The organism is Streptomyces sp. NPDC058231, assembly GCF_042882275.1.
Classification (GTDB): Bacteria; Actinomycetota; Actinomycetes; order Streptomycetales; family Streptomycetaceae; genus Streptomyces.
Genome location: NZ_JBHVWN010000040.1, coordinates 1 through 12617, shown reverse-complemented (window position 1 = coordinate 12617; position 12617 = coordinate 1). Strand labels below are relative to the sequence as shown.

Here is a 12617-nt window from a genome sequence, read left to right as displayed (position 1 = left end):
GGGCCGGCGCGAACCGGACGGACAACCCTAGGCCAGGTCCGGCTTCCGGCCCCGGGCGCCGGTCACCTGGCTCCGTACCGCGCCCATGCTCGCCCCGATGACGAGGGCGATGGCGAGGGCGTCGGTGGCCGTCAGTGCCTGGTCGAGGATGAGGAAGCCGGCCGTCGCGGCGATGGCCGGTTCCAGACTCATCAGGACCGCGAAGGTCGGCGCGGGAAGCCGGCGCAGCGCCATCAGTTCCAGCGTGTACGGCAGCACCGAGCTCATCAGCGCCACCGCCGCACCCATCGCGACCGTCGACGGCACGGCGAGCTTCGCGCCGGACTCCAGGATGCCCAGCGGGAGCGACAGGACCGCGGCGACCGTCATCGCCAGCGCCAGGCCGTCGGCCTGCGGGAAGCGGCGGCCGGTGCGGGCGCTGAAGATGATGTAGGTCGCCCACATCGCCCCGGCGCCGAGCGCGAATGCCGCGCCGAGCGGGTCCAGGCGGTCGAAGCCGCCGCCGCCCAGCAGGAACACCCCGCCCAGCGCGAGACCCGCCCAGACGAAGTTGATCAGACGGCGGGAGGCGACGACCGAGAGCGCCAGCGGGCCGAGCACCTCCAGGGTGACGGCCGCGCCCAGCGGGATCCGGTCGAGCGCCTGGTAGAAGAGCATGTTCATGGCGCCCATGGCGACGCCGAACGCAGCCACCGTGCCCCAGTCGGCCCGCGAGTGGCCGCGCAGTTTCGGGCGGCAGACGGCCAGCAGGACGACCGCGGCGACGGCCAGCCGGAGCGTGACCACCCCGAGCGCGCCCGCCCGCGGCATCAGCAGGGCCGCGACCGCGGAGCCGAACTGGACGGAGAGCCCGCCCGCGACCACCAGGGCCACCGGAGCGAGCGCCGCCCTGCGGCCGCCCTGGCGCGCCGGCTGCGCGGCGCCCGGACCGTCGAGGGCGGTCACCGCCTCCGGTACGGCGACGGCTGCTGCGGCCGGCTCCACGGCACTGCGCTGGTCTTTCACGGGCGGCCTTCATCCTCGGAGAGTTCAATGTGTTGCACTTGATAATTGAAGATACTGCACTCTTGCGGTGGCGCACGCCTCTTCACCGTAGAGACGTCCGCGCGGCGCGTGAAATGCCGATTGCGCTCTCGTTATGCTCCACGCGCATGAGCACAGGACAGAGCACGGGCCGCTCCGTCGAGCTGCGCCATCTGCGGGCCTTCCTCGCCGTCGCCGAAGCGGGCAACGTCACACGCGCCGCCGCCGCGCTCCGGCTCACCCAGCCCGCCGTCTCCCGCACGCTCGCCGCACTGGAACGGCACCTCGGGCTCCGGCTCGTCGACCGCTCCACCCACCACCTCACCCTCACCCCCGAGGGCGTCGTCTTCCGTGACAAGGCGGCCGCCGCGGTGGCCGCGTTCGACGAAGCGGTCGACCCCGGCGGTCTGCGGCACCGGCCCCTGCGGCTCGGGCACGCCTGGTCGGCGCTGGGTCCGTACACCACACCGCTGCTGCGCAACTGGCAGGAGCGGTACCCGCAGACGCCCCTCGAACTGCTGCGGATCGACGACCGCACGGCCGGGCTCACCCGCGGCGAAGTGGACGCGGCGCTGCTGCGCGGACCGGTCGACACTCCCGGGCTGGTCACCGAGGTACTGCTCAGCGAGGACCGGGTGGCGGCGGTGACCGCGGACGGGCCGCTCGCCGGGCACGCCACGCTCCGCCTCGCCGATCTCGCGGACGGGACCGTCGTGCTGAACACCGTCTCCGGCACCACCACCGTCGAGCTCTGGCCGCCGCACGGCCGCCCCGCCGCCACCGTCACCGTCGCCAACACCGACGACTGGCTGACCGCCATCGCGGCCGGGCGCGGCTCCGGGGTGTCGGCCGCCTCCACCGCCGGCATGCACCCGCACGCCGGGGTCGCGTACCGCCCGCTCGTGGACGCCCCGGCGGTGCCGCTGCTGCTCGCCCGGCGCGACGCCCCCGGCCACCCGGCGCTGCCGGAGCTCGCCGCGCTGGCCCGCGAGATCATCGGGCGGGACCTCGACGGATGAGGGAATGCCCTTACCCGGTGCTGTAGTCGAGGTGCTGTGAACGCCGGGGACCGGCCGGCCACCACGGCTCTCTCCCGCCCCGCCCGTGCCCCTCAGTCGCCGTACGGTCGCGCGTCGGCCTCGTCCAGACCTTCGGCCAGCGCCTCCGCCAGGTGCCGCGCCCGCACTCCGCCCAGCTGTTCCAGCTGGGTCCGGCACGAGAAGCCGTCCGCCAGGATCTCGGTGCCGGGCGCCGCGCCCCGCACCGACGGCAGCAGCCGCTCCTCCGCGCAGGCCGCCGACACCTCCCAGTGGCCGCGCTCGAAACCGAAGTTCCCGGCCAGCCCGCAGCAGCCGCCGCTCAGCTCCCCCGTCAGTCCGGCCCGATCCCGCAGGCGGCGTTCGGCCGCGTCGCCCAGGACCGCGTGCTGGTGGCAGTGGGTCTGGCCGACGGCCGGCCGGTCCAGGCGGGGCGGCTGCCAGTCGGGGGCGTACTCCTCCAGGTACTGCGCCAAGGTCCGCACCGAAGCCGCGAGCCGGGCGGCCCGGGGGTCGTCGGGGAGGAGTTCCGGGAGGTCCGTGCGGAGGGTGGCGGCGCAGCTCGGTTCGAGGACGACGAGCGGATCGCCCAGGGATGCGCCCATCCGGTCCAGGGTGCGGCGCATGACCCTGCGGGCCCGGTCCAGCTGGCCCGTCGACACATAGGTGAGGCCGCAGCACACGCCCCGTCCCGGGTGCACGGCGGTGCGGCCCGCCGCCTCCAGGACCCGGACCGCCGCCCTGCCGACCTCCGGGGAGAAGTGGTCGGTGAAGGTGTCCGGCCAGAGGGTCACCGTCCGGCTGTCCGGGAGCAGCGGCCGCTTCCCGCGCCTCCGCGCACGGACCCACCGGGTGAAGGTCTTCCGCGCCAGCACCGGAAGGGTCCGCTCCGGGGCGATGCCCGCCAGGCGTTTCGCGAGGGTGGCGAGCGGGCTGATTCCGGCCAGGGCGTTCAGCACCCCGGCGAACGGGGCGGCCAGGCGCAGCCACTGCGGCAGCCGCCCCAGCGTGTAGTGCGAGGCCGGACGGCGGCGGCGCCGGTAATGATGGTGCAGGAACTCCGCCTTGTACGTGGCCATGTCCACGCCCACCGGGCAGTCGCTGCGGCACCCCTTGCAGGACAGGCAGAGGTCGAGCGCGTCCCGCACCTCCTCGCTCCGCCAGCCGTCCGTGACGATCTCGCCGGCCAGCATCTCGTGCAGCAGCCGGGCCCGGCCGCGGGTGGAGTGGGCCTCCTCGCCGGTCACCCGGAACGACGGGCACATCACGCCCGTGTCCGGCGCCTGCGCCGTACGGCACTTGGCGACGCCGACACATCTGCGTACGGCCGCCGAGAAGTCCCCGCCGTCGTGCGGGTAGCCGAAGACGACGTCCACCGGGCGGCGGGGCAGCACCTCGAAGCGGAGGTTCTCGTCGAGCCGGGCAGGGCGGGCGAGGATACCGGGGTTCATACCGCCGTCCGGGTCCCAGATGTCCTTGAACTCACCGAAGAGGGCGACGAGTTCGTCTCCGTACATCCGGGGCAGCAGCTCGGCCCTGGCCTGGCCGTCGCCGTGCTCGCCGCTCAGCGAGCCGCCGTGGGCCACCACGAGCGTCGCGAGCTCCTCGGAGAAGCGGCGGAAGCGGGCCACCCCGTCCGTGCTCAGCAGGTCGAAGTCGATCCGGACATGGATGCACCCCTCGCCGAAGTGGCCGTACGGGGTGCCGCGCAGCCCGTACTCGGCGAGCAGGCGCCGGAAGTCGCGCAGATACGGGCCGAGGCGGGCGGGCGGTACGGCGCAGTCCTCCCATCCGGGCCACGCCTCGCTGCCGTCGGCCGTCCGGGTCGCGGTTCCGGCCGCGTCCTCGCGGATGCGCCACAGGGTCCGCTGCCCGGCCGGGTCGGTGACGACGGCGCCGTCCACCGCGTCGGCCGCCCGCAGGATCCGTTCGGCGTGCGCCCGCGCCTCGGCGGGGGTGCCGCCGCCCGTCTCGACGAGGAGCCAGGCGCCACCGCGCGGCAGTCCTGCCGGTTCACGGACGAGATCCGCGGCCATCCCCTCGACCGTCAGTGGCCGGTACGGCAGGAGCCCCGGGGCGGCTTCGGCGGCGGCGGACTCGTCGGCGTAGCCGAGTACGGCCAGAGCGCGGGCCCGGGGCATCTCGACCAGCCGTACGGTCGCCTCCGTCACCACGCCGAGCGTGCCCTCACTGCCGCAGAAGGCCCGGGCGAGGTCCGGGCCGCGCTCGGGGAGCAGCGCGTCGAGGGCGTATCCGGAGATGCGGCGCGGGAGTTCGGGGAAACCGGTGCGGAGCAGGGCGAGGTGACCGCCGGCCAGTTCGCGGAGACCGGCGGGGGCGCCGTCCCACCGGCCCCGGCCGAGCCGGAGCGTGTCGCCGCCGTAGCTGGCGACGGTCAGGGCGTGGATGTTGTCGGCGGTGGTGCCCCAGGCCACCGAGTGGGCGCCGCAGGAGTTGTTGCCGATCATGCCGCCGAGCGTGCAGCGGCTGTGGGTGGACGGGTCGGGGCCGAAGGTCAGGCCGTGCGGCGCGGCGGCGGCACGCAGCTCGTCCAGGACCACACCCGGCTGGACGACGGCCGTCCTGGACTCCGCGTCCAGCGCGGTGATCCTCCGCAGGTGGCGGGTGAGGTCCAGGACCACACCCGTTCCGGTGGCCTGTCCGGCGATGGAGGTGCCGCCGCCGCGCGGCACGACGGGCACCCCGTGCGCGCGGCAGACGGCGAGCGCGGCGGCGACGTCGTCGGCGTCGCGCGGGGCGACCACCGCGAGCGGCACCCGGCGGTAGTTGGAGGCGTCCATGGTGTTCAGCGCCCGCGCGGTGGCGTCGGACTCCACCTCTCCGCGCACGGCACCGTCGAGGGCCCTCAGCAGAGCGGTGCGGTCGTGTCGTTCAGCCATGCGTCCAGGATGCCGTCGGCGGGGGCGGGGAGAAGGGATACCCCTTCGCGTTTCCCCGAATACGTCAGTACGTCGGAATACGTCGGATCCGTAATCACATACGTGACAGAGAAAGGCCACAAGGCCTTCCCAAACAGATCGTCAATTCTCATATAGTGACCTCTACTTGACTAGGAATTATCAACTCCGGTTGATCACGATCACCCCCACACGTACCGACCTGTCCGCATCTGCCCTGTCCGCCACCGTCCGCCCCGAGGACTCCGCTTGCGCCCCACACTCCGGCCGACCGCACTGGCCCTGCTGGTCTCGGCGGCCCTCACCGGTTCCTGCTGCCTGTGGGCGGTCCTCGCCGCCCCCGCCTCGGTGAGAACACCGCTGGCCTGGGGGGCGAGCGCCGCCGCCGCGCTGCTGTCCGTGGCCGTGGCCGTCGCCGTCCATGCCCGGGTCATCGCACGCCTGCTGCGCGCGCGCCGCACCGCCGAGTCCGAGCGGTTCACCGCCGAGACCTCGCGGCTGGTGTCGACCTCGGCGGCCGACGCCCAGCGGTTCACCGCGGAAGCGGCCAGGATCAAGGCCGCCGCGGCGACCGAGACCGCCCGGATCACCGAACAGGCCGCCGCCCAGTCCGCCCGGCTGGGCGCCGAGGTCGAGCGGCTCACCGCCCGCGTGTCCCGCAGCGAGACCGAGCGCTCCGCCGCGCTCGCCGCCTGCGCCAACGCCGCCGGCCGGATGCAGGCGCTCGCCACCAGCATGCTGGCCGACCTGCGCGATATGGAGCACCGCCACTCCGCCGAGGACGTGCTCGGCGATCTCCTGCACCTGGACCACCGCACCGCCCAGGCGGGCCGGCTCGCCGACTCCATCGCCGTGCTGACCGGGGCCCGCTCCGGTCGGCGCTGGTCGAAGCCGATCGTGATGGAGTCCATCCTGCGCGGCGCGATGGGACGGATCGGCGGCTACCAGCGGGTACGTCTCCACTCGACCAGCGACGTCGCGATCGCCGGTCACGCCGCCGAGGGTGTCATGCACGCCCTCGCCGAACTCCTCGACAACGCTGCCAACTTCTCTCCGCCCACAGCGGAGGTCCATGTGTACGTCGAGGAGGTGCCGGCCGGCATCGTCCTGACCGTCGAGGACAGCGGTCTGGTGATGAGCGACGTCCAGCTGCGGCGCGCGGAGCAGGCGGTGTCCGCCACCCACCAGGACCTGACCCGGCTGTCCGGCACCCGGCTCGGCCTCGCCGTGGTCGGCCGGCTCGCCCGTAAGCACGGCATGACGGTGTCGTTCCGGCCGTCCGCACGCGGCGGCACGGGCGCGCTGATGATGCTCCCGCAGGAGCTGATCACCCGCACCCCGGTGCCCGCCCCGGAGGCCGCGCCGGTCATCGCCGCCGAGCCCGAGCCCTCCCACGGGGCGGCGGCCCCGGCAGCGCGGACCGAGACCGCCCCCGGGGACTCCTCCGCGTCCGAGACCACCGGCGGCCTCCCCCGGTTCGGTGAGAGCGGGCTCCCCAAGCGCACCCGTGGCCGCACCCTGGCCGCCGCCGAGTCACGCAACAACGCCACCCGCGCCACCGCAACTCCCCGGGCCCGTACCGCCGATCCCAAGGAACAGGCAGCGCGCTTCAGCAGCTTCCGCCAGGCAGTACGACCCAACTCCTCGCACCCGGAAGGCAACACCCGATGACCGCGACCACCGACGAGAAGCTCAACTGGCTGCTGGAGGGGCTCCTGGAGCGCACCCCCGGCACCCGGCACGCCCTCGTCCTGTCCAGGGACGGCCTCAAGCTCTGCCGTACCCCCGAGCTCTCCGTCGACCAGGCCGACCAGCTGGCCGCGATCTCGGCCGGGATCCAGAGCCTGTCGCACGGCGCGTCCGTCGAGTTCGGTGACGGCACCGGCGGCGTACGGTCCGCGATGGCCGAGTTCTACGGCGGCGTGCTCTTCATCGTCGAGGCGGGCGCGGGCGCCCATCTCGCCGTCGTCGCCTCCGACGACTCCGACGTCGGCCTCATCGGCCACAACATGAGCGAACTCGTCGAGCAGCTCGGCGAGCACCTCAGCGCCCCGCCGCGTTCCCCGTCCGAAGCCGACCCGGCTGACGCGACCACCACCGTATGACCCGCCTCCGCCCCGGCCGGGACGACGACCCGGACCGGCTGTACACCCTCACCGGTGGCCGCAGCCGGTCAGATTCGGACGCGTTCGACCTGGTGACGCTGGTGGTCTCCGAATGCGAGCCGACGCCCGGCACGCAGTCGGAGCACGTCACGATCCTGCGGATGTGCCAGAGCCCCACCGCGGTCGTCGAGATCGCGGCGGGCCTCGGCCTGCCCGTCAGCATCGTCCGGATCATGCTGTCCGACCTGCTGGACACCGGGCGGATCAGCGCCCGCCACCCCCGTACCGCACGTGTCGCGGACCGGCTCCCCGACCCCGACATTCTGGAACAGGTGCTCGTTGGACTCCGCAACCTCTGACCGTGCCGCCCTGCAGGCGACCGCCGACAACGGTCTGAAGATCGTCGTCGTCGGCGGCTTCGGGGTAGGCAAGACCACCATGGTCCGATCCGTCAGCGAGATCCGTCCGCTGAACACGGAAGAGACCATGACCCGCGCGGGCGAGGCCGTCGACCACCTCGACGGCGTGCAGTCGAAGACGTCCACGACCGTCGCCTTCGACTTCGGCCGGATCTCCCTCGACGAGCGCTCGGTGCTGTACCTCTTCGGCGCTCCCGGCCAGGAACGCTTCTGGTTCCTGTGGGACCGGCTGTTCTCCGGGACGCTCGGTGCCGTCGTCCTCGTCGACACCCGCCGGCTCGCCGACTCCTGGTACGCCATCGACCGTCTGGAGCACCACGGCACGCCGTTCATCGTGGCGTGCAACGACTTCGGCGGGCCGCTCCACACCGAACAGCAGATACGCGAGGCTCTCGACCTCTCGGACGACGTGCCCCTCGTGGAGTGCGACGCCCGGGACCGGTCGTCCAGCAAGTACGTACTGATCACGCTGGTCGAGCACCTCCACGCCCTCGCGCAGGGCAGAGCCGCCGGCCCGTCCACCGCCCGTCCGGAGACCGCGCCGGAGAAGACCCCGGAGCCCACCCCGTGACCCAGTCCCCCGCGCCGCCCTCCGTCTGCCCCGTGGCGCACGGCCCCGCGCCGCTCTCCGGTCCCCGGTTCCAGACCGAACCCGCCACGCTGTACCGGGAGATGCGTCGCGACCACGGAGCCGTCGCACCCGTCGTCCTGGACGGGGACATCCCCGCCTGGCTGGTGCTCGGCTACCGCGAACTGCACCAGCTGACCGGCGACCCCGTGCTGTTCAGCCGTGACTCCGACCTGTGGAACCAGTGGGACCGCATCCCCGACGACTGGCCGCTGCTGCCGATGATCGGCCACAAGCAGCCGTCGATCCTCTACACGGTCGGACCGCGTCACACCGAGCGCGCCGCGATGATCAGCGAGGCGCTGGAGGCCGTCGACCCGTTCGCCCTGAAGCGGTACGCGGAGGAGTTCGCCGACGAACTCGTCGACGGGTTCTGCTCCACGGGCGGGACCGACATCATCGCCGACTACGCGATGCTGCTGCCCGCTCTCGTACTGGCGAAGATCTACGGCTTCGGCGACGCCGTCGGCCGCGCCCTCGTCGGATCGATCAACGACATGATCGACGGCCGGGAGCGGGCCCTCGCCGGGCAGCAGCACCTCGCCTCGTCCATGGCGCAGCTGCTGGTGGACAAGCACGCCGAGCCCGGCGACGACGTCGCCACCCGGATGCTCGCCGACACCGGCGGCTTCACCGACGAGGAGGTCGCCCAGGACCTCATGGTCATGATGGCGGCCGGCCACCAGCCGACCGCCGACTGGATGGGCAACTCACTGCGGCTGATGCTCACCGACGACCGGTTCACCGCCTCCCTGTCGGGCGGGCGGCACAGCGTCGCCGAGGCGATGAACGAAGCGCTCTGGGAGGACACCCCGACCCAGAACGTCGCGGGACGCTGGGCCTCGCGCGACACCCATCTCGGCGGGCGCCACATCCAGGCGGGCGACCTGCTGCTGCTCGGCATCGCCGCCGCTAACGCGGACCCGCAGGTCCGCACCGACGGCTCCGCGCTGACCGGCGGCAACAACGCCTTCCTCTCCTTCGGCCACGGCGAGCACCGCTGTCCGTTCCCCGCCCAGGAGACCGCCGAGGTCATCGCCCGTACCGGTATCGAGGTGCTCCTCGACCGGCTCCCGGACATCGACCTCGCCGTTCCCGCCACCCAGCTCACCCGGCGCCCCTCGCCGTGGCTGCGCGGCCTGACGGACCTGCCCGTGGCCTTCACGCCCACCCCTGCGCTCGGAGGACAGAGATGACCCGGATCGCCCTCGACCCCTTCGTCACCGATCTCCACGGGGAGAGCGCCCGGCTGCGCGCCGCCGGCCCGCTCGCCGAGGTGGAGCTGCCGGGCGGGGTGCACTGCTACGCGGTCACCCACCACGCGGAGGCACGCCAGCTGCTCACCGACAGCAGGATCGTGAAGGACATCAACGTCTGGGGCGCCTGGCAGCGCGGCGAGATACCCATGGACTGGCCGCTGATCGGTCTCGCCAACCCGGGCCGCTCCATGCTGACGGTCGACGGCGCGGACCACCGCCGGCTGCGCACCCTGGTCGCGCAGGCGCTGACTGTGAAGCGGGTGGAGCGGCTGCGGGTGGGCATCGAGGCGCTGACCACGGCGAGCCTGGACCGGCTGGCGGCGCTGCCCAGGGGCGAGCAGGTCGACCTGAAGGCGGAGTTCGCGTACCCGCTGCCGATGAACGTCGTCAGCGAGCTGATGGGGGTGGACGGCGCCGACCACCCGCGGCTGAAGGAGCTGTTCGAGAAGTTCTTCTCGACGCAGACCCCGCCGGAGGAGGTCCCGCAGATGATGGCGGACCTCGGCGCGCTCTTCACCAAGATCGTCGACTCCAAGCGGGAGAACCCGGGCGACGACCTGACCAGTGCTCTGATCGCGGCGTCCGAGGACGGCGACCGGCTCACCGACGAGGAGATCGTCAACACCCTTCAGCTGATCATCGCGGCCGGTCACGAGACCACGATCAGCCTCATCGTGAACGCGGTCGTCGCGCTCCAGACCCACCCGGAGCAGCGGAAGCAGGTGCTGGGCGGGGAGGTGCCGTGGGAGAACGTGATCGAGGAGACCCTCCGCTGGAACACCCCGACCTCTCACGTGCTCATCCGGTTCGCCACCGAGGATGTCGAGGTCGGCGACAAGGTGCTGCCGAAGGGGGAGGCGCTGATCGTCTCCTTCGGCGCGCTGGGCCGCGACGAGGCGCAGTACGGTCCGACGGCCGGGGAGTTCGACGTCACCCGCTCCCCCAACCGGCACATCGCGTTCGGCCACGGCCCGCACGTCTGTCCGGGCGCCGCGCTGTCCCGGCTGGAGGCGGGGGTGGCGCTGCCCGCGCTGTACGAGCGGTTCCCCGAGCTGGAACTCGCCGTCCCGGCGTCCGAGCTGCGGAACAAGCCGGTCGTCACCCAGAACGACCTGTACGACCTGCCGGTCGAGCTGGGCTGACCCGCGGCGCGATGCGGTCCGCGGACCGGATCGGGTGTCTCATCGGACGGACACGGTCTTCTGCCGGGTCCGTGAGGTACTACGCTCCGGTCCGTGGCCGACATCCAGATTCCCGCTGACATCAAGCCCTCCGACGGGCGCTTCGGCGCCGGTCCTTCCAAGGTGCGGACGGAGGCGCTCGACGCGCTGGCCGCCACCGGGGCGTCTCTTCTCGGTACGTCCCACCGCCAGGCCCCGGTCAAGAACCTGGTCGGCTCGGTGCGTGAGGGTGTGCGCGACCTCTTCTCCCTCCCCGAGGGATACGAGGTGGTCCTGGGCAACGGCGGCTCCACCGCCTTCTGGGACATCGCGACGCACGGTCTGATCGAGACGAAGTCCCAGCACCTCAACTTCGGTGAGTTCTCGTCGAAGTTCACGACGGCCGCGAAGCTCGCCCCGTGGCTCGCCGACCCGAGCGTCATCGCCTCCGAACCGGGCACCCACCCGGACCCGCAGGCCGAGGCGGGCGTCGACGTCTACGCGTTCACGCAGAACGAGACGTCGACCGGTGTCGCCATGCCGGTCAAGCGCGTCGCGGGCGCCGACGAGGGTTCCCTGATCCTGGTGGACGCCACCTCCGGCGCGGGCGGCCTGCCGGTCGACGTCACCGAGACGGACGTCTACTACTTCGGACCGCAGAAGGTCTTCGCCGCCGACGGTGGCCTGTGGATCGCCGCGTTCTCCCCGGCGGCCCTGGAGCGCGCCGCACGCATCCACGCCTCCGGCCGCCACATCCCGGAGTTCTTCTCGCTGCCGACGGCGATCGACAACTCGCTCAAGAACCAGACGTACAACACCCCGTCCCTGGCCACGCTGTTCCTCCTGAACGAGCAGCTGACCTGGTTCAACAGCCAGGGCGGCCTGGACTTCTCGACCGGTCGCAGCGCCGCGTCGGCGCAGCACCTGTACGGCTGGGCCGAGGAGTCGAAGTACGCGACCCCGTTCGTCACCGACCCGGCGAAGCGCTCGGCGGTCATCGGCACGATCGACTTCGCGGACGAGATCGACGCCGCGGCGATCGCCAAGGTGCTGCGCGCCAACGGCATCGTCGACACCGAGCCGTACCGCAAGCTCGGCCGCAACCAGCTGCGCATCGCGATGTTCCCGGCGATCGACCCGGCGGACGTCCAGGCCCTCACGGCCTGCATCGACTATGTGATCGAGAAGCTGTAACCGACTGCCGCACGTCGTGGAGGGCCCCCGGTACGCGTCCGTGCCGGGGGCCCTTCGGCGTCCCCACCCGGCCGCCTCCGTGAGGGCGTTGCGGATCGGCCCCGCCCGTTCGTTCCCCGGCGGGGGCTCGTCGGTCACAGCACTAGAGTCCCCGCATGATGAAGACCGTGCCGTACACCGGCAACGAGAAGGAGTCCCTGCACATCGCCCTCGACCGGCACCGTGACGCGGTGCTGTGGAAGCTGGACGGCCTCGACGACGAGCAGCTGCGTCGCCCGATGACGCCGACGGGCACGAATCTGCTGGGCCTGGTGAAGCATCTGGCGACGGTCGAGTACGGCTGGTTCTGCACACCGTTCGGCCGCGAGACGGAGAAGCTCTGGTTCGACGCGTCCACGGAGGACATGGCGGTCGCCCCGGGCGAGACGACGGCCGACATCCTGGCCTTCTACGCCCGCGCCCGCGCCGCCGCGGACCTGGCGATAGCGGAGACCCCGCTCGACGAGCTGGGTACGGCATGGGACGGCCGGAAGGTGTCGATGCGCTGGGTGCTCATCCACATGCTGGAGGACGTCGTACGGCACGCCGGGCACATGGACATCGTCCGCGAACTGATCGACGGGGCAACGGGGACGCACCCGCAGAGCGCCTCCGCGTAGGCCTCCGGGCTTCCGGACGCCTGGGTGGGTGTGGGGGTTGTGGGTGGGGTGTGGTGGTGGGGCGGCGTGTGCCGACGTGGTGTCGGGGTCGCCGCCCCTGGGGGTGGGTGTGGGGGTTGTGGGGGGTGGTCCGCGTGGTCATGGGGGTTACTTGGGGTCGCTGTTGAATTTCGAGGTTGCCCAGAGGTAGCCGAGGACGGCGAGGCCCAGGCACC

11 protein-coding genes are annotated in these 12617 nt (G+C 72.5%); 9 read left to right on the top strand and 2 right to left on the bottom strand.

Translation table 11 applies throughout. The annotated features are described in order from the left end of the window. Positions 1-27 precede the first annotated feature (27 nt). Complete coding sequence (locus ACFVXE_RS24330; RefSeq protein ID WP_389674055.1) at positions 28-1005, bottom strand: DMT family transporter; 978 nt, start codon at positions 1003-1005, stop codon at positions 28-30. A gap of 146 nt (positions 1006-1151) precedes the next feature. Between ACFVXE_RS24330 and ACFVXE_RS24325 the strand changes: the two genes are divergently transcribed. Next, a complete protein-coding gene (locus ACFVXE_RS24325) occupies positions 1152-2042 on the top strand; it encodes a LysR family transcriptional regulator (protein WP_389674053.1) in 891 nt (296 codons plus the stop codon). A 92-nt stretch (positions 2043-2134) separates the two neighbouring features. Here the strand turns inward: ACFVXE_RS24325 and ACFVXE_RS24320 are convergent, their stop codons facing one another. Next, the gene (locus ACFVXE_RS24320) at positions 2135-4960 is read right to left on the bottom strand and encodes an FAD-binding and (Fe-S)-binding domain-containing protein (RefSeq protein WP_389674051.1); all 2826 of its coding nucleotides are present in this window, start codon (positions 4958-4960) and stop codon (positions 2135-2137) included. 267 nt (positions 4961-5227) lie between these two features. On the opposite strand from ACFVXE_RS24320, the gene ACFVXE_RS24315 reads away from it, so the two are divergent. The 8 genes from ACFVXE_RS24315 (at position 5228) to ACFVXE_RS24280 (ending at position 12402) form a co-directional block, all read left to right on the top strand. Beyond that, positions 5228-6649 carry an ATP-binding protein gene (locus tag ACFVXE_RS24315; protein WP_389674049.1) on the top strand — a complete coding sequence of 474 codons (1422 nt, stop codon included), beginning with the start codon at positions 5228-5230 and terminating at the stop codon, positions 6647-6649. Then, a complete protein-coding gene (locus tag ACFVXE_RS24310) occupies positions 6646-7083 on the top strand; it encodes a roadblock/LC7 domain-containing protein (RefSeq protein WP_389674047.1) in 438 nt (145 codons plus the stop codon). The genes ACFVXE_RS24315 and ACFVXE_RS24310 overlap by 4 nt, the downstream gene beginning before the upstream one ends. Continuing rightward, positions 7080-7442: a DUF742 domain-containing protein gene (locus ACFVXE_RS24305; protein WP_389674046.1), complete on the top strand. Its 363-nt coding sequence runs from the start codon at positions 7080-7082 to the stop codon at positions 7440-7442. The genes ACFVXE_RS24310 and ACFVXE_RS24305 overlap by 4 nt, the downstream gene beginning before the upstream one ends. Beyond that, positions 7423-8073, top strand: coding sequence for an ATP/GTP-binding protein (locus ACFVXE_RS24300; protein ID WP_389674045.1), 651 nt, complete (start codon positions 7423-7425; stop codon positions 8071-8073). The genes ACFVXE_RS24305 and ACFVXE_RS24300 overlap by 20 nt, the downstream gene beginning before the upstream one ends. Next, entirely contained in the window at positions 8070-9326 is a 1257-nt protein-coding gene (locus tag ACFVXE_RS24295) for a cytochrome P450 (protein ID WP_389674044.1), read from the top strand. The genes ACFVXE_RS24300 and ACFVXE_RS24295 overlap by 4 nt, the downstream gene beginning before the upstream one ends. Next, positions 9323-10531 carry a cytochrome P450 gene (locus tag ACFVXE_RS24290; RefSeq protein WP_389674043.1) on the top strand — a complete coding sequence of 403 codons (1209 nt, stop codon included), beginning with the start codon at positions 9323-9325 and terminating at the stop codon, positions 10529-10531. Before ACFVXE_RS24295 ends, ACFVXE_RS24290 begins: the two co-directional genes overlap by 4 nt. Before the next feature lie 93 nt (positions 10532-10624). Beyond that, entirely contained in the window at positions 10625-11743 is a 1119-nt protein-coding gene (gene serC / locus ACFVXE_RS24285) for a phosphoserine transaminase (protein WP_389674041.1), read from the top strand. A 158-nt stretch (positions 11744-11901) separates the two neighbouring features. Further along, the gene (locus tag ACFVXE_RS24280) at positions 11902-12402 is read left to right on the top strand and encodes a DinB family protein (protein WP_389674146.1); all 501 of its coding nucleotides are present in this window, start codon (positions 11902-11904) and stop codon (positions 12400-12402) included. The last annotated feature ends 215 nt before the right edge of the window (positions 12403-12617 follow it).

Excerpts from the sequence above, each read along its gene's own strand:
- ACFVXE_RS24310 (WP_389674047.1), top strand. The coding sequence starts at position 6,646 with ATGACCGCGACCACCGACGAGAAGCTCAACTGGCTGCTGGAGGGGCTC.
- ACFVXE_RS24325 (WP_389674053.1), top strand. The coding sequence starts at position 1,152 with ATGAGCACAGGACAGAGCACGGGCCGCTCCGTCGAGCTGCGCCATCTG.
- ACFVXE_RS24290 (WP_389674043.1), top strand. The coding sequence starts at position 9,323 with ATGACCCGGATCGCCCTCGACCCCTTCGTCACCGATCTCCACGGGGAG.
- ACFVXE_RS24280 (WP_389674146.1), top strand. The coding sequence starts at position 11,902 with ATGAAGACCGTGCCGTACACCGGCAACGAGAAGGAGTCCCTGCACATC.
- ACFVXE_RS24320 (WP_389674051.1), bottom strand. The coding sequence starts at position 4,960 with ATGGCTGAACGACACGACCGCACCGCTCTGCTGAGGGCCCTCGACGGT.
- ACFVXE_RS24305 (WP_389674046.1), top strand. The coding sequence starts at position 7,080 with ATGACCCGCCTCCGCCCCGGCCGGGACGACGACCCGGACCGGCTGTAC.